Genomic DNA, 18,026 nt, shown 5'->3' with positions numbered 1-18,026 from the left:
TGACCTGAGAACGCAGTTGCTCTCGCCCAGGCTGTTTTACATGGATACGAGTCATAACCACCCGGTGCATCACAACTTGCTGCAAGTTCAGAGTTATGTCACTGCAATGATCGAGGCTGCCCCGCAGCCTATCTACACCATCACCCTCGATGGGCTTGTCCTCACCTGGAATGCAGCTTCAGAACGGATCTTTGGTTGGTCAGCCGCCGAAGTGATTGGGCGACCATTGCCCATTGTGCACGAGACGCAACACGAAGAGTTTGCTGAATTGCGCCACCAGGTCGTACGTGAGGGCTCGATTATTGGCCAGGAAGTTGTCCGTCAGCGTCGGGATGGGCAAAGTATCTTTCTGCTGATTTCAGCCTCGATGGTCTATGATGAAGCGACCGGCATCCATTCGATTCTCACGATGGCGATGGATATCACCGAGCAAAAGCTAGCCCTTGAAGCGGTACGCGCCTCTGAGGCACGTTTTCGTGCAATGGTTGAACATGCCTTTGATGTCATGTACCGTTACCGCCTGGGGCCTGATCCCGGGCTTGACTATATGAGTCCATCAATTCTGGATCTGACTGGCTACAGTGCCGATGAGTTTTATGCCCATCCTGCACTTATCAATCAAATGGTGCATCCAGATGATCGAGCCCAGTTCAAATGTGCGATTGAAAGCAAGCAAGCGCATACCTCCATGGTTATGCGTATCTTGACCAGGGATGGCTCGCTCAAATGGATCGAGCAGAGCAATAGCCTTGTGACTGATGCCGACAATAAGCTGCTTGCGCTTGAAGGCGTGGCTCGCGATGTTACGTTGCGGGTGATGGGTAAGCGTAACCTAGAGCGCTACCGCTTGCTGGTGGAACATACGCGCGATGTGGTTCTCTTTGTGCGCCCTGCGGATGGCCAGATCATCGAGGCTAATCAGGCGGCAACTCTTGCCTACGGGTATACCTCCAACGAATTGCTGCAACTCAACATAAGCCAGTTGCGTGCTCCTGAAACGACGGCTCTGGTGCCGCAACAGATGGCTGAGGCGGTGAAGCATGGGATTGTTTTTGAGACCGTACATCGCCGCAAAGATGGCACCTCCTTTCCGGTTGAGGTGAGTGCAAGCTCGGCAATGATTGATGGTGAAACGATCATCCTCGGCATTATCCGCGATGTCAGCGCACGCCATCAAGCTATGCACGACCTTGAACTGCTGCGCACGGCCTTGAATGTTGCCGCTACTGCGATGGTGATCACCGATCTCAATGGCATGATCGAGTGGGCCAATCCTGCGTTTACGGCCTTGACCGGCTATGACATCGGTGAAGTCATGGGCCGCAAGACGTCGATGTTGCGTTCAGGTCATCACGATACGGCCTTTTATGCTGAGCTCTGGCAGACCGTTTTGAGCGGGCAGGTCTGGCGTGGTGAACTGATCAACAAGCGCAAAGATGGCAGCCTCTATAGCGAAGAGATGACGATCACCCCGGTGCTGGTGGATGATCAATTGAGCCATTTTGTGGCGATCAAACAGGAGATCACGAGCCGCGTTGAGCGTGATCGCGAGCGACAGGCGTTGCTGACGTTAGTTGATGCTATGCGCAATACTTCCAGCCGCCTGGAATTGCTGCCAACCCTGCTGGCCCAGACCTGCATTCTGGTCGGGGTCGAGGCGACCGCGCTGGCGATGCGCGACCCGCAGAGTGGCGAGACTGTCTTTGAGCTCGGACTAGGGCCGTGGGTGCATCTGCGCGGACTCCGCCTTCCAGCAGGGGTTGGTGTAAGCGGACATGTGATGGAGACCGGTGCGTTGTATCACTGCAATGACCTTGCCAACGACCCCTCCATTCAGCCAGTCGCCGATCTCAATGGCGTGCAGGCGGGCGTGTGCGCCCCGTTACGTACCGACGATACGATCATAGGCGTGTTGTGGGTTGGGCGGACGGCCCCCATCAGTGAAGCTGAGGCACGGCTGGTGGGGGCGATTGCCGACCTTGCGGCGAGCACGCTCTACCGGGTAACCTTAATTGAACAGACGGAACGACGGTTGCAGCGCCTGACGTCCTTACGTTCCATTGACCGGGCGATCACCAGTAGCTTTGATGTACGGCTCACGCTTGATTTCCTGGTCGAGCAAACGATCCAGCAGCTTGGTGTCGATGCAGCCGCCGTGTTGCTGTTGCATCCGCACACCCTCACGCTCGAATATCATACCGGACGCGGTTTTCGTACAGGGGTAATCTTGACCTCACGGGTACGGATCGGCGAAGGGTTGGCAGGTCGCGCCGCCCTGGAACGGCGTACGATCATCGAGCCGCACCTGAGTAGCCCTGAGAGCGCCTTTGCACGCAAAAGCCTGATTGCAGGCGAAGGCTTTGAAGTCTATATTGCGGTACCCTTGATTGCAAAAGGTCAGGTGCGGGGGGTGCTCGAAGTCTTTCATCGCACCCCCCTTGAGTTCGAATCGGAATGGCTCGATTTCCTTGAAACGCTGGCCGGGCAAGCAGCAGTGGCAGTTGACAACGCCGAACTCTTTGAACGGATGCAACGAGCCAACCTGGATATGACGCTCGCCTACGACACCACGCTCGAAGGTTGGTCGCGGGCGCTTGAATTGCGTGACAAAGAGACGGAAGGCCATTCACAGCGGGTCACCGAGATGACCGTACAACTGGCACGGACGATGGGCATCAGTGAAGAAGAGATTGTTCATATCAGACGGGGGGCGCTGTTGCATGACATTGGCAAGATGGGCATTCCCGACGCGATTCTGCTCAAGCCGGGGCCCTTAACTGAAGCCGAACGTGATGTCATCAAGCTACACCCAGGGTATGCCTACGAACTCTTGCGCCCGATCCCCTTCTTGCGACAGGCGATCGACATTCCCTATTGCCACCACGAAAAATGGGATGGCACGGGCTATCCAAGGGGCCTCCGTGATCTTGAAATTCCCCTTGCAGCACGCATCTTTGCCGTCGCCGATGTTTATGATGCCGTGACCTCAGACCGACCGTACCAGCGGGCGTGGAGTCACGAAAAGGCGCTTGCGATGATTCGCGAAGAAGCTGGCACTCATTTTGACCCTCATGTGGTGACAATCTTCTTACAACTGTACCAATAATTTTGACAGTGCTCTACTTGCAACGTATAATTAGTGCCAAACACTTGAAACTCGCTGCATAAGACTACAAAGGCCGTTGTTTCCACGTACGATACTCCCCACAGAAAATGATGCATTCTCTTGCAGACAGGCAACTGTGTGGGTTTGGTCGCGTACTCCTGAAACAGCGTTATCCTGAGGTCGCTTGTCAAAAGTAACAAGTGTTTTGGCTGCGAACCCAAATCTCCCCCAGATACGCGGTAGTGCAGCACCCCGTTCGACGTGTGTTTCGAAGAGCGGTTTCGTTAACGGAGGGAAAATCCAAGATGAGTATTGCTTTCAGACGTGCTGTCATAGTAACCCTATTGGCAGTGTTGGTTCCCATCCTCGCAGCCTGTGGTGGCGCAGCGCAGACCGAGGTTGTGCGAGAGACGGTTGTCGTAGTACAGACTGCTGAGCCGGTACGCGAGACGGTTGTCGTCGAGCAGACCGTGGTTGCCGAGCCGGAGCCCAGTGCGCCGGTGACGGGTGGAGCGTTTACGACCCCGCACCCGATTTTGAGTGACATTAATGTGCGTCAGGCAATTGCCTACTGCACCAATCGCCCTGAGTTGATCGCCTCGGTCTATCCGTTCCTTGATGAGGAGCAGCAGGCCGGCTTGTTGATGGATACCTTTATCCCCAAGAGCCACTGGGCCGTCAACAATGATGTGACCACCTATCCGTTTGATCCCGAGCAGGGCCAGGCGCTGCTTGATGAGGCTGGCTGGACGGGAAGCCCGACGCGTAGCAACGCCGATGGTGATTTGCTGGCTCTGAGCTTCACTACCACCAATGCCCAGTTCCGCCAGACCTGGTCGGCGGTCTTTATTCAGCAGATGGCTGCCTGTGGCATTCAGGTCATCCCGACCTATGCCCCTGGCTCGTGGTGGTTTGGCAGCAGCACCGGCCTGTCGCGCCGCGACTTTGAGCTTGGTGCCTTTGCCTGGGTTGGTCAGACTGACCCCGCTGGCCGCACACTCTATGCGTGTAACCAGATTCCGACCCCCGAGAACAACTGGGAAGGTCAGAACTACATGGGTTGGTGTAACGAGCGCGCCAGCCAGGCCATCGTTGCGGCCAACAATACGCTTGATCGCGACGAGCGCATCCGCCAGTACGCGATTGTCCAGGAAGAGTTCGCCAATGATATGGTGAGCCTGCCAGTCTTCAACCGCCTTGAGGCTGAGGCTGCTAGCAATCGTATCCAGGGTTATATTGCCGACCCGACCGAATACTACACCGCCAACATCCAAGAGTGGACGCTGACCGATGGCGATACGGTGGTGCTTGGCTTTACACAGGAGCCGGCTACGCTCTGGAGCTTGATCGAGAGTGCGGCTGTCCAGCGTACGGCTGCGTTCTTGCTGAGCTACCCCTTTGCCACTGAGTATAGCTACGACTATCAGGCTAAGGGTCAGACTGAGCTCTCAACCATCGAGTCTGGTCTTGCGACCAACGAGGACATTGAAGTAACGGCTGGCGACATCATCTGGAACATTGATGGCGAAGCCGTCGAACTCGCCCCTGGTGTGACCGTCGTTGATGCCAATGGTGAGACGATCACCTACGAGAGCGGCACAGTTACGCTCAAGCAACTGGTTGCGACCTACAACTTCGTTGAGGGTCAGGTCTGGGAAGATGGCGAGCCACTCAAGCAGGCCGACTTCGAGCTTGCGTATAGCATCAACTGTGACCCTGACTCGGGTGCGGTCTCGTTTGCTACCTGTAACTCGATTGCTGAGATTGATTTCAGCAGCGATACCAGCTACACCGTGACCTATCTCCCTGGCGTGCAGTGGCCGACCTACTTCCTGGCACCGATTGGGGCCTACCCGTCGCACCAGGAGGTCAGTGATGGCCGCCTGCTGGCTGATGTACCGGCCAGCGAGTGGAGCAGCCTGCCCGAGATCGTTGAGCAGCCGTTGAGCAATGGCCCCTTCATCCTGGAGAGCTGGGAGAAGGGTCAGAGCATGACCTTCCGTGCGAACCCGAACTTCTTCCTGGGTGAGCCAGAGATCAAGACGGTTGTTGTCAAGTTCATCGCCGATACCAACCAGGCCGTGGCCCAGTTGCTGACGGGTGAGGTTGACGTGCTTGGTTCCGAGACCCTTGGTGCCGGACCTGAGGTTGAGACGGTGTTGCAGGCTGGTGCAGCCGGCGATATCCAGGCCTTTACCATTGCAAGCTCGACCTGGGAGCACATCGACTTCAACCTGAACATCAGGTAAAAAGTCGCGCATCGCGCGTATCTGGGGGTATGGGGTAACGTAAGCGGCTGCCAGGGGCTTTGCCTCTGGCAGCCGCGCCTACGAATGGCACTCAGGCAGAAGTAGTTTGTGATCAAGCCTGGACGATGCAGGTCTACGACCACATGGGACCAGGGCGAATGGGTTGGCGATGGTAGCATTTCTTGTTCGACGCATCTTTCAGATGTTTGTGGTGACGATTGTTGCGGCTCTGCTGTCGTACGGGTTGCTCTATCTTGTGCCCGGTGGCCCTGTTGATGCGTTGCTGGCTGAACGTCAGAATTCGGGGCAGGATCGGATCAATCAGGCTGATATTCAGCGGGTGCAACAGCGCTTTGATCTTGATGTCTATCTGCCCTTTCGCTTTACGCGCTGGCTGATCGGTTGGCCCTCAGGCCCGCTCTTTGGTTCGGTTGGGGCTGATTGGGCGATTGGCTGTCAGACGCCTGGGCAAGTCCGCCTGGTCTATCCTGATGGTACGTTTGAACTAGTGGAAGAGGGCTGTGCTGATTACCTGACCCTAGCCGAACTCGAGGGGCGCCGCGTGAGTCGTGGGGTGTTCTTTGGGGATTTTGGCGTGAGTCAAGTGATTTTGCGTGATCGCCCGGTAAGTGACCTGATCGCAACCCGTTTGCCCTATACCCTCTCGCTGATGGGGGCTTCGATTCTGCTCGCGATCCTGATCGGGGTACCCATCGGGATCTATTCGGCAGTCAAGCAGTATTCACGCTTTGACTATACGATGACGACAATTGCCTTCATTGGTTCCTCGTTGCCCAGTTTTGTCTTTGGTATTTTTGCCATTCTGATCTTTTCAGTGCTGGCCCAACGGGCCGGGTTGCCCTTTTTGCCTCCGGGCGATGCCGTTGGGGTGCGTGACTATACGATCCCCTGGATTGGTACCGTACAGGCTGGTTCGTTCCTCGATCGTTTCCTGCGCTTTTTGATGCCGGTGAGTGTGCTGACGTTTATCAATATTGCCGGCTGGAGCCGCTTTGTCCGCGGTAGTATGCTTGAAGTATTGCAGCAGGATTATGTGCGTACCGCCCGTGCTAAGGGTGTCCGTGAGCAGGTAGTGATTACCAAACATGCCTTGCGGAACTCGCTGATCCCGTTTGTGACCCTGCTGGCTGGTGTGCTCGCGGCGCTGTTTGGAGGTGCGTTGATCACCGAGTCGGTCTTTAACTGGCCTGGTCTCGGACGCCTCTTTATTGATGCGCTTGGGCGCAATGATTACAATGTGGTCATGGCCTTGCTCTTTATCAATGTGGTGTTGCTGTTGATCGGCATTCTGATCACCGATATTTTGTATACCATCGTTGATCCCCGGATCCGTTTGGGTTAAATGTGCATATAAGACACGGTTTTGGGGGTCAGCAGGCAGAGCGTGCGTCACAAAACGCGTTGCATAGCCCTGATCGGTAAACTAGCCTGAAACCTTGCCGAAGGAAAAGAGTGGATGACTGCAACAACCACAGTTGTACCAGGTGACGAGACCTCACGAGCGCCATCAGAGACGCAATGGCAAATTGTGCTTCGTCGCTTTCGCAAGCATAAGATCGCCGTCGTTAGCCTGGTCTTGCTTGTGATGCTGGTGATCATTTCTGCGCTTGCCCCTGTGATTGCTCCCTTTCCTCGTGATGCGCCAAGCTTGCAGACCCGCTTTGTGCCCCCGTTTACCGTTGACTCGCAGGGCAATTTCCGGCTCTTTGGCACCGATCACCTGGGGCGCGATTTCTATACCCGGTTGCTCTATGCATCGCGGGTGTCGCTCGGGACGGCCTTTTTTGCGACCCTGATTGCCTCGACAATCGGGATTCTGCTTGGGATGATTGCGGGCTACTTTGGCGGTTGGGTGGATATTGTCATTAGCCGAACCCTTGAGGTGGTCGCAACGTTTCCAACCTTACTCCTTTTGTTGATTATGTCTTCGATTCTGGTGCAAAATATTAATAGTATTCCAATACCAGATTTCTTTGCGAACTTTCTAGCCTGGGTTTTTGCCGTAAGTCCACGTGAGGCGCGCATTATTTTTGCCGTCATCCTGGTGCTCTCGCTCTTTGGGTGGACAGGAACTGCCCGTTTGATGCGAGGGATGGTGCTTTCGGTGCGTGAGAATGTCTATATCGAGTCGTCACGTGCGCTCGGGGCTTCGAATGTGCGCATCCTTGGTCGTCACGTCTTTCCGAATGCGTTACCACCGATGATTGTTGACTTTACCCTTGGCATCAATGCGACGCTTGTGGCTGAGTCGGCACTCAGCTTTCTCGGGTTCGGGATCCAGGATCCGACGCCAACCTGGGGCAATATGCTCTCGTTTGCGCAGAGCTATATGTTCCAGCATCCCTGGATGCCGTTGATTCCTAGTTTGCCCATTCTCTTCTGCTCGATTGCTATTAACTATATCGGTGATGGTCTGCGTGATGCGCTTGATCCGCGCCAGAGAGGATAAGAGTCTGTGGCTACCGCACCAGAGACATCTGCACGGGTTCAACAAGCAGTTGATAGTAGTGACAAGCGCATTTTGTTGCGCGTAGAGGGCCTCAAGACCCATTTTTTTACCGATGAAGGGGTTGTGCAGGCTGTAGATGGCGTTGACTTTGAGGTCAAACGTGGCGAGACCCTCAGTATTGTTGGGGAGAGTGGTTCGGGTAAGAGTGTCACGTCCCTGTCAATTTTGCGTTTGATCAGCCGTCCCGGTCGTGTGGTCGAGGGCCGCATGATCTTTGATGGCGAGGATCTGCTGGCTAAGAGCGAAGAGGATATGCGCAAGATTCGGGGTGACCGGATCTCGATGATTTTTCAGCAACCGACCACCGCTCTTAATCCCGTCTTTCGTGTCGGCGCTCAGATCACCGAGACGCTCAATATTCACCAGGGTTTGACGGGTGAAGAGGCTGAGCGTCGGTGCATCGAGTTGCTGACGATGGTGGGTCTGCCTGATCCGGCGAGCCGGATGAATCAGTATCCGCACGAGTTGTCGGGTGGGCAGTGCCAGCGTGTGATGATTGCAATGGCGCTGGCCTGTACCCCCGAGTTGCTGATCGCTGATGAGCCCACGACGGCGCTTGATGTGACGATCCAGGCCCAGATCCTCGACTTGATGCGCGAGATGCGCGAAAAGATCGATACGGCGATTATCCTGATTACCCACGATATGGGCGTTGTCGCCGAAATGGCCGACAATGTGATTGTGATGTATGCCGGCCAGGTGGTCGAGTATGCTAGTGTCAGGGCGATCTTTGCTGAACCGAAACATCCCTATACGGTCGGGTTGCTCAATTCGATGCCGGTGCTCGGTGAGGTGCGCGAAGAACTCGCTGTTATTCCCGGTACGGTGCCGAGCCTGATCAATCCGCCTACTGGGTGTCGCTTTGCCTCGCGGTGCAGCCATCGATTCGAGAAGTGCGATGAGGCACCCCCGATGGTTGCGCTCGAACATGGACGCAAGGTGCGTTGCTGGTTGTTTGAATGATGGTAGGTTGAGGAAGAAGACGTATGACAACAGTACCAACATCTGCGCCAGCAGATCCCAATGTGTTGCTTGAAGTGAATGATCTGAAAAAGTATTTTCCGATCAAGGGTGGTGTGTTGCGCCGCACGGTAGCGACGGTCAAGGCGGTTGATGGGGTGAGTTTTGCCGTCAAACGTGGCGAGACGCTTGGTCTGGTGGGCGAGAGCGGTTGTGGCAAGACGACGACGGGCCGTACCGTGCTGCGCCTTGAAAAAGCAACGTCAGGCGAAGTGCTCTTTGAGGGCAAAGATGTGCTCCGCTCGGGCAGTCGCCAGATGAAGTTGTTGCGCCGCGATATGCAGATTGTCTTCCAGGATCCCTACGCTTCGCTCGATCCCCGCATTACGGTTGGCGAGAGCATCGCCGAGGGTCTGGTAATCCATAATATCGGCTCTTCGGCTGAACGCCGTGAACGGGTGCGCGAAGTGTTGGGGCGAGTAGGCTTGCATGCCAATCAGATGAACCGGTTTCCCCACGAGTTCTCGGGTGGGCAGCGTCAGCGCATTGGCATTGCGCGGGCGTTGATCATGGAACCCAAGCTGGTGGTGTGTGATGAGCCAGTCAGTGCGCTTGATGTGTCGATCCAGTCGCAAGTGCTGAATCTGCTGAAGAATCTGCAGCGTGAATTTGGCCTCACCTATCTCTTTATTGCCCACAACCTGGCCGTGGTTGAGCACATCAGTGATCGCGTTGGCGTGATGTATCTCGGTAAAATGGTCGAACTGGCAGGCCGTGATGATCTCTTCCGTGAGCCATTGCATCCGTACACCAAAGCGTTGATCTCGGCGATTCCGAGTGCTGATCCAACGACGCGCCGTGATCGCATTGTGTTGCAGGGCGATGTGCCGAGTCCGATCAATCCGCCGCAGGGATGCCGCTTTCATCCCCGTTGCTGGATTGCCCGTGATATCTGCAAAGAACAGGATCCGGCGTTTGAAGAGAAACGCAAAGGTCACTGGGCCGCCTGCCATTTTGCCGGGGAGTTTTGAGGGGTTCAAGCGCTTTTCATCATCAGGATCACTATGCTTGAATTGACGCGTGACGGTGCCATTGCAACGCTGACGCTACGGCGGCCCGAGGTGCGCAATGCCTTCAATGCGGCGTTGATTGCCGCGCTGTGCGAGGTGTGCGCCGAGGTGTCGCGGGATCGTTCGGTGCGCGTGCTCGTCTTGCGGGGTGAGGGTGTGGCTTTTTGTGCCGGGGCCGATCTGCACTGGATGCAGGCGAGCATGGCTTTTAGTCATGAAGAAAATCTTGAGGATGCCGGACAGCTTGATGCGATGTTCGCCGCCCTCAATGAGTTGCCCCAGGCGGTGATCGGATGTGTGCATGGGGCGACGCTTGGTGGTGGGATCGGGCTGGTTGCCTGTTGCGACATGGTGATTGCTTCTGAGACGGCCAGTTTTGGTTTTACCGAGGCGCGCTTGGGCTTGCTACCGGCGGTCATTGCGCGCTACGTGGTGCCCAAGATTGGCCCCGGCCATGCCCGTGCGCTCTTTACCAGTGCGCAGCGGTTTTCAGCCCAGCATGCGCTGGCAATTGGCCTGGTGCATGAAATTGTTCCCGAAGCTGAGCTTGAGACGGCGGTTGTGCGTGCGCTTGAGGCATATATGTTGTGTGGTCCGCAGGCGGTGGCCGAAGCCAAGGCGCTTATTGCCGCCGTTAGCACGTTGCCACCAATCGAAGCGCGTGATTATGTAGTCGGCGCGATTGCTGCTGCTCGTACCAGTGCCGAGGGGCAAGAGGGCTTGCGGGCCTTTCTTGAGAAGCGACGCCCTGCGTGGAGCACCCTCCCGTAGGGGCACGGCGGCGCCGTGCCCCTACGGGGGCGGGCAGGGGCACGGCGGCGGGGCACGGCGGGGGCACGGGCAAGCCGTGCCCCTACGGGCGCGTCGGTGGGGCACGGCGATGCGGGCACGGCGGGGGCACGGCGGGGGCACGGCGGGGGCACGGGCAAGCCGTGCCCCTACGGGCGCGTCGGTGGGGCACGGCGATGCGGGCACGGCGGCTGTAGGGGCACGGCGGCTGTAGGGGCACGGCTTGCCCGTGCCCTTTCTTCCATGGGGCGCGTCGGTGGGGCACGGGCAAGCCGTGCCCCTACGGGAGGGCCGTTGCCCAGGCTGCTCCCACCTGGGCGCGCAGCTCTGCCAGGGTGCCGCTGTTGTCGATAACGACCGTCGCATAGGGCAAGCGGTTGGCCTGGGGTATCTGGGCGGTGACGCGCTGGCGGGCTTCGGCTTCGTTGAAGCCACGCGTTGCCATCAGGCGGGCGATCTGCTGGTCTTCGGGGCAGGTGACGACCCAGACCTGGTCACATTCGTTGATCCAGCCTGACTCGATCAGTTTGATGGCGTCGAGCACGACAACTGGGTGTGCAAAGCCTGGTGGGGGCGTTCCAGTACCAGCCGTGTCGAGGAAGGCGCGGATCTCGGTGCGCACTGCCGGGTGGACGATCTGCTCGAGCTCGCGCAGGCGGGCGGGATCGCTAAAGACAAGCGCTCCCAGGTGCCGACGATCGATAGGTGCGCCAGGGGCAGGCACAATCTCTGGGCCAAAGGCAGCCAGGATCTGTGCATAGACAGGTGTGCCGGGTACCTGGACACGATGGGTTACCTGGTCGGCGTCGAGCGTCTGGGCGCCAAGCTCTTCCAGCAGCGTGAGCACCGTACTCTTGCCACAGGCGACGCCTCCAGTGAGGCCAAGCAGATAGATACTGCTGTTCTTCACCCCGTCACCCCATCTCTACATACTCTTGCTTGACCAGATTGCGCTCGCCGAGACCAGCCAGATTGAGCAGTTCACCAATGAGCTCGGCACGGTGAGCGGCGTCACGGCTACTCCAGGTACGGGCTTTAATTTCGAGGTAGGGGCCAGGGTCGGTTCCGTGGGCGAGCGTATCGAGGTTGAGGGCAAAATCGTAGCCCTTGTAGATGATGCGCCAGCGTCGGCGCTGCTTCTCGAGTTCGTGAACCCGGTCGGGCTGGAAATACTCGCGATAAAAACGGGCACTGTGATCGGCATGGGCTGTGTAGCGTGCCCGTGAAAGCACGATCGCGTCTGGATATTCACCACGAACGGCTTCAGCCATCAGGGTGATCGTATACTTGGGTTCGGGACGTGCGCCGGGATCAGTGCGATGATCTTCACGAATGCGGATGCGTTCCTCATTCTGGAAAAGAAAGTACGTATCGTACTGCGTACGCACACTCTGCTTGCTAATCGTCACCTCGGGGCTCTTGAGCAGCGCTTCAACTGCGGCCTCACTATCGAGGTGCGCCTTGACCTGGATCTCAAAGATCTCGGCCTGTTCGACGCCACCGAGGGCAATAATCTTGGCGAGCAGGTCGCGTTCACGGCTGGCGAGGAAGGCATTGATGCGTTCGGCGATCACCTGTGACTGGCGCAGGATCGCCTCTTCATCAAGTGTTTGCAGGGCACCATTGAGCAAGAGCGCTCGACCATCAACGAACACATCGCGAACATCAGCGGCACGGGCACCATAGACAAGGTGCGAATAGATCGCATCGTTGCTATAGGTGTAGCGAGGGGCGCTATGCAAGCGTCCGAGCCCCACGACAGCGATATCAGCCTGCTTGCCAGGCTCAAGTGAGCCAGTCAAATGGTCGAGATGGATCGCACGGGCACCCCAGCAGGTTGCCATGGCGAGCGCATCGCGGGCGGGCACGGCGGTTGGGTCGCCGCTGACGCCTTTGGGGAGCAGCGCAGCGAGCTGAATCTCGGTAAACATATCCTGGTCATCATTGGAAGCTGGCCCATCGGTACCGAGGCCTGTGCGTACGCCGACTTCGATCAAGCGGCGAATGGGCGCGATGCCACTAGCAAGTTTGAGGTTACTCGTTGGACATGGCACTGCGCCGACCTGAGCCTCGCGGAGGAGGCGCATATCATCTTCGGTAGCGTGGACGCAATGGGCGGCGATGCAGGGCACATCAAAAGCCCCAACACGCTTGGCATAGCGAATCGGGGTCACCTCGCGATCACGGATGCTCTCTTCGACCTCGCGAGCCGTTTCTGAGAGATGGGTAATCAGTGGGACGCCAAAGGCCTTGCAGAGCGCCGAGGCTTCATGGTAGATCTGGTCGGTGCAGGTATAAGGGGCGTGCGGAGCAATTGTCGGCACAATGCGCTCGTGGGTATGCCAGGCTTCCATAAAGCGACGTGAGCGCTCGATACCCTCGTCAAACGAGGTGGCATCGGGCGTAGGCAAGCGCATCACGGTCTGCCCGCAGATCGCACGCATCCCAGACTCGTCGGCGGCGCGGGCGACCTCCTCTTCAAAATAGTACATGTCAACAAAGGTCGTCGTGCCCCCACGGAGCATCTCGGCACACGAGAGCAAGGTACCGACATAGGAAAACTCGGCATCAACAAACTGGCTCTCGACGGGGAACATATAACCAAAGAGCCAGACGTCCAATTGCTGATCGGCAACCATCCCGCGCAACAGACTCATTGGGACGTGCGCATGGGCATTGATCAGACCGGGCATGATCGCGCACCCGGCGCAATCAATGATCGTGTCTGCGCTATACTGATCGACGATCATCGGGGTTGGGCCAACGGCGAGGATCCGTTTATCTTTCACCGCCACAGCACCATCGGCAATGATCGTCCAGTTGGCATCCATCGTCACTACGGTACCGCCAATGAGCAGCACATCTATCTTTTCTTGCATGGTCAGCAATCTCCCTTCATATGATTGTTGATATTCTACCTCACTTTCCAGGGGAAGTCTGTGCAGATAACAACCCTACCCAGGGCGACTTCGCCATATATAGCAGTCCTATCTGGGTGGTAAATAAGAGTGCCGGCTTATGGTCTTCCAGAAATGAATCCGCTAGACGAGACCTCACAGATCTCGCAGACCTGTGAGGTCTCATCTCGTCTTTATTTGAAACGTATTGCGTTTAGGATGCTATAGGGTCGGGATGCTATAATAAAGCCTGAGTTCATCATATTTGATCACCTGATACCAGGCACCGTTGCGTATGGCGGATTGTCACCCTGAGCGAAGCGAAGAGTCTCAGGCGTCCCGACGGCAGAGATGCTTCACGCTCCTCAGTAATGACAATGGGGCATCTTCAAACAGCATTGGTATGAAGCGGGCGATCTAGAACCAGGGTATAGCATTGTGCAAGGCGATCTGATCGAGACAGGTAGTGAAGTGCGTTTGCGCACCGCCTTCCTTGAGCTTGGCTGGTCGCGTGAGAATGGCGCTCTGGTTGTGCTGGCACGTCCTGGCGGCTTGAATGTGCTGGGGCATGGGCCGCTTCATACGGGCCTAGACATTGCGCTGGGCCATGGAACAGGATGGACGGCGGTGCGCTCCTTTCCGCGGTTTCTCTGGCACACGCTGGCTAAACGTGATGATGCATTAGAGGTGATGATCGCGATTGGGTTGGGGCCACTGAAGGTGCGCGAGTATTACACCTTGCGTGGTGATCTGGTGGAGCGTTCGGTGCAGATCGAGAATGTTGGCCTGGATGCCGTACGGATCTATGGCCTGCGGTTCTGGTTGCCGAACGTACGGGTGGGCAACCCGCAGCAGTGTCGCGTCGAGGCACCTGGCAATAGTGTGCGCCCACGGGTATCGCTGGATCTTGCGAGTACCCAGCGGCGGGATGCCTTGCCGCGACGCGTGTTTGCGCCGGGCTTGCGTGGTGGTGGGGCGTTTGAGCCTGCGCCAACGCAGGGCCTTGGCCTGCTCGCGATGCATGGCGGCCTTCCAGATCAGACGTTGCTCTGCTGGTACGACAGCTTGACCGATGCCGCCTTACCCTTTGTCGAAGGAACGCCGGGTTGGGTTGATGCTGTCTCGTTTGCTCACGAGGTTGGCGTTGTGGGCGCGCTTGAAGCGAACGAACGACTTGAAGTTGGAGCGCAGTATCTCCTCTTGCTTGATGAAGCGTGGCCGATAGCCCGTGAGCGTTTTGCCCAGGTGACCTGCCCCGACGTCTATGGGCCACAGGTTGATCGGTTTGAACGAACGGCGATCTATACGACCAGTGCGGCATTGCATGGTGGCTTAGCGGCCCTGGCCCATGAAGTGGATCGGCTTGCTGACCTGGGGATCGGGACGCTCGTTTTACGCCCGATCCATACTGACGATAGTCAGGCTGATGCCTTTTCCGATCTCGCGACGCTTGCGCCTGCTCAGGGAACCGATGCCGATCTGCGCTACCTGGTGGCACGGGCGCATGAACGTGCGGTGAAGGTCATCCTTGACCTCCCCTTGCAAGGGTGTACCCCCTCGTCGCGGTATGTCCATGAACATCCTGACTGGTTTGTGCGTGACGAAATGGGCCGTCTCGCATGGTCTGAGCCTGAGCATGTACCAGCGGTGAGTCGCCACCCCGGGGCTGTGGCGTATCCTGGCGGCTATTATCTTGATTGGCACAACAGCGAAGTGCAACAATTGTTGTTCGATCATGTCTGTCACCTGGCCGATACCTTTCAGCTTGATGGGTTTCGTGCCCTGGGGCCATATAGTCCGTTTGCCAACTGGAAACGTTCGATGCCAGGGCACGCCAGCGATCACGCACTGGTTCCACTCACCTGGTTGAGCCATGTCCGTCGCACGTTTGCCGAACAGGGTTGGGCGTTCACCCTCTTTTCGACCCATGCGGGAGCGGCCTCGAGCGCCGTGTGTGATGCAGTCTATGATTATGCAGCGCATCATATGTTTGTGCATACCGCGCTGCAACGCATGGAAGCAGCCGAGCTCGGGGTCTATCTGGATGATCTGTTCCAGACACGTCCATGGGGTGCGGCCCGGATCGGTTTTACCGAGAGTCACGACACAGCGCGGATCAACCCGCTGGCCGATGGTTTGCGTGGCTCGCGCTTGAGTCGGATGATGCTGGCAGGCATGGTCATCTGCGGTTTTATTCCCTCACTCTGGATGAGCCAGGAGCGTCACGACGAGGTGTTTGTGCAGGCTTTGCTGAAACTTTGGCAGGCCGAGCCAGCGTTACGGTATGGTCGTACTTTGTTTCGCGACGTGCGCTGTGATCGATCGCAGGTGATGATCGTGATCCGTGAATATGCGGGACGGCGGTTGCTGGGGGTGATGCACACAGGAGCGCTGCCGATCACTGCTACGATTGAACTGCCAGGGCGCTGGAAGCGGGGCAAACTCGTGGATCGACTCGGGCTTGCCCCATTTGGTGCCCCGAGTAGCGAGGCAGCGAGTATCCGTCAGCTTGAGTTGGCGCCGTTTGGGGTGTATTGTTTTGAGTTGTAGACAAGGAGAGTGTAACGTAAATTTTCTGATGTTTCTGCACCCTGGGAGCGAGGGCGGGACGCCCTCGCTCCCAGAGATTGCATCTTCTGTGTATTCACCCCGCCAAGGCACCCGCAAGGGCACCCGCAAGGGCACCCGCAAGGGCACCCGCAAGGGCACCCGCAAGGGGTGCCCCTACACCGGGCCCGCCCCTGTAGGGGCACCCCTTGCGGGTGCCCTGGTGCCGCTCCATCAAACCTTTGCGCCTCTGCGCCTTTGCGTCAAACAAACCTTCCTTATCTGCATGGTAAAGCTTCATCACAGCGATGTACGCATAAACTCAATCGCCCGGGCAACCCCGTCTTCGGCCCGGATCTTCGCCCCCAGCGCCTCGGCTCGCTGCCGCATCGCCTGATCACTCACCGCTGCGTCGATCGCCCGGGCGAGCCGGTCTACCGTCAATTTCTTCTGCGGCACCGGCCACGGCCCCACCCCAAGCTCAAAGATCCGTTGTCCCCAAAAGGGTTGATCGCCAAAAAATGGACAGATCACCGCAGGCTTGCCCGCCCGGAGCCCGGCGCCAGTCGTTCCGGCCCCCCCATGATGCACCACCGCCGCACAGCGCGGAAAGAGCCACGCATGCGGGGCGGCTTCCAACGCAAACGCGGTCGCTGGGAGATCTGCCGTGCCCAGCCCTCCCCATCCGCTCGCCAACATCACCCGTTGCCCCGCCTGCGCTGCCGCCTCGAGCACAAGCTTCGTTGTGCGCGCCGCATCCTGCGAGGCCATGCTCCCAAACCCAACATAGACCGGTGGTGGCCCCTCGGCAAGAAAGGCCTCCAACGCCGCCGAAGGCTGCCACGAAGGTGAAGACGGAAGAAACCAGTAGCCCGACACAAAGGTAGAGGCGTCCCAATCAGGTGGATTTGGCACGACATGCTGGCTATAGGCGTAGATTTTGGGCACAGGTTTGCCACGCAAGATCGTATCATCACGAAAAGGCGGCAACCCCAACCGCTCTTTGCGCCACCCATTGATCAAGCTGCGGTATGGCAAGGTTGCGCCTCGCAAAAAGAGCGTATAGGTAAACCAGTTGACCCAGTCACCATAATTTTGCCCACCCAGCGCAGGATTAGAAAAGATCCGTGTGGGCGAATATGCCGGAAGCATCATCGTCAAAAATCCGGGTACCTGTAATTTCTCGGCAAGATGATACCCCGCCAATGCCTTCGGATGGTAGATAATTGCCTCGGCCTGCTGACTTGCCGCCCATGCATCATCAAGGATGTTGCGCAGCATTGGCTTGATCCGCTGCATCAACCCAAAAGGATTCTTGCCCGCCAGCGCCGCTTTGCCTTCGCTACTCTGCGCTAGACGGATAAATTCGGCCCGCAACGGCGCAAAAGCAAGCCCATGCTCCCGCACCAAACCCTCAAAACCAGCCTCGGTCGCCAGCGTCACCGCATAACCCGCCTGCTGCAACCCCACCCCCAGCGCCACATACGGCTCCACATCCCCCCGCGAACCCACCGTAAGTATGTTGATCTTGCGTTGTCTCATCTCAAGTCCTACCCATCCCAACCACGTTGTTTCCTCCGCACAGTGTAAAAGAAAAGCGCCGATCCATCCACCCCATCGGGCCAATCCCTCAGGGCGATTGCATCTTCCGTGTATGCACCCCGCCAAGGCACCCGCAAGGGCCGGGGGGCGGGCCCGGTGTAGGGGCACCCCTTGCGGGTGCCCCGCCCCGGTACGGGCACCCCTTGCGGGTGCCCCGCCCCGGTACGGGTACCCCTTGCGGGTGCCCCGCCCCTTTTGGGGGTAGGTTTTTCAGATAATGTGCGGGTCATGACCATTTCTGCTACGATTATGGTAACAAACACCGATCGTAGAAAG

At 57.6% G+C, this 18,026-nt stretch carries 11 protein-coding genes; 8 read left to right on the top strand and 3 right to left on the bottom strand.

Annotation, left to right across the window (positions count from 1 at the left end; translation table 11 throughout):
• The first annotated feature begins 40 nt into the window (after positions 1–40).
• The 7 genes from A9Q02_RS18145 (at position 41) to A9Q02_RS18115 (ending at position 10,686) form a co-directional block, all read left to right on the top strand.
• Positions 41–3,106, top strand: a complete 3,066-nt coding sequence (locus tag A9Q02_RS18145; RefSeq protein WP_097654494.1) for a PAS domain S-box protein — start codon at positions 41–43, stop codon at positions 3,104–3,106.
• Positions 3,107–3,411: 305 nt separating this feature from the next.
• Positions 3,412–5,355: an ABC transporter substrate-binding protein gene (locus tag A9Q02_RS18140; RefSeq protein WP_097654493.1), complete on the top strand. Its 1,944-nt coding sequence runs from the start codon at positions 3,412–3,414 to the stop codon at positions 5,353–5,355.
• 169 nt (positions 5,356–5,524) lie between these two features.
• Positions 5,525–6,718, top strand: a complete 1,194-nt coding sequence (locus tag A9Q02_RS18135) for an ABC transporter permease (RefSeq protein ID WP_097654492.1) — start codon at positions 5,525–5,527, stop codon at positions 6,716–6,718.
• A 114-nt stretch (positions 6,719–6,832) separates the two neighbouring features.
• Positions 6,833–7,825 (top strand): ABC transporter permease, encoded by a 993-nt coding sequence (locus A9Q02_RS18130; RefSeq protein WP_097654491.1) that lies wholly within the window; start codon positions 6,833–6,835, stop codon positions 7,823–7,825.
• Positions 7,826–7,894: 69 nt separating this feature from the next.
• A complete protein-coding gene (locus A9Q02_RS18125; protein WP_097654505.1) occupies positions 7,895–8,848 on the top strand; it encodes an ABC transporter ATP-binding protein in 954 nt (317 codons plus the stop codon).
• 23 nt (positions 8,849–8,871) lie between these two features.
• Positions 8,872–9,876, top strand: a complete 1,005-nt coding sequence (locus A9Q02_RS18120) for an ABC transporter ATP-binding protein (protein ID WP_097654490.1) — start codon at positions 8,872–8,874, stop codon at positions 9,874–9,876.
• A 33-nt stretch (positions 9,877–9,909) separates the two neighbouring features.
• Positions 9,910–10,686, top strand: a complete 777-nt coding sequence (locus A9Q02_RS18115) for an enoyl-CoA hydratase-related protein (RefSeq protein ID WP_245860667.1) — start codon at positions 9,910–9,912, stop codon at positions 10,684–10,686.
• Positions 10,687–10,984: 298 nt separating this feature from the next.
• Here A9Q02_RS18115 and coaE read toward each other — a convergent pair whose 3' ends face one another.
• Together coaE and A9Q02_RS18105 are read right to left on the bottom strand one after the other, a co-directional pair.
• A complete protein-coding gene (gene coaE / locus A9Q02_RS18110) occupies positions 10,985–11,614 on the bottom strand; it encodes a dephospho-CoA kinase (protein ID WP_097654488.1) in 630 nt (209 codons plus the stop codon).
• Positions 11,615–11,618: 4 nt separating this feature from the next.
• Positions 11,619–13,583 carry an amidohydrolase gene (locus A9Q02_RS18105; protein ID WP_097654487.1) on the bottom strand — a complete coding sequence of 655 codons (1,965 nt, stop codon included), beginning with the start codon at positions 13,581–13,583 and terminating at the stop codon, positions 11,619–11,621.
• Positions 13,584–14,039: 456 nt separating this feature from the next.
• Here A9Q02_RS18105 and A9Q02_RS18100 point away from each other — a divergent pair, with 456 nt between their 5' ends.
• The gene (locus A9Q02_RS18100; protein ID WP_097654486.1) at positions 14,040–16,151 is read left to right on the top strand and encodes an alpha-amylase family glycosyl hydrolase; all 2,112 of its coding nucleotides are present in this window, start codon (positions 14,040–14,042) and stop codon (positions 16,149–16,151) included.
• A 297-nt stretch (positions 16,152–16,448) separates the two neighbouring features.
• On the opposite strand, the gene A9Q02_RS18090 is transcribed toward A9Q02_RS18100, so the two are convergent.
• The gene (locus tag A9Q02_RS18090; protein WP_097654484.1) at positions 16,449–17,690 is read right to left on the bottom strand and encodes a glycosyltransferase; all 1,242 of its coding nucleotides are present in this window, start codon (positions 17,688–17,690) and stop codon (positions 16,449–16,451) included.
• Positions 17,691–18,026: the final 336 nt, after the last annotated feature.

The organism is Candidatus Chloroploca asiatica (assembly GCF_002532075.1).
GTDB classification, from domain to species: Bacteria; Chloroflexota; Chloroflexia; order Chloroflexales; family Chloroflexaceae; genus Chloroploca; species Chloroploca asiatica.
Note: the sequence above shows the minus strand (reverse complement) of the source record. Positions and strands in the feature narration are given on the sequence as shown.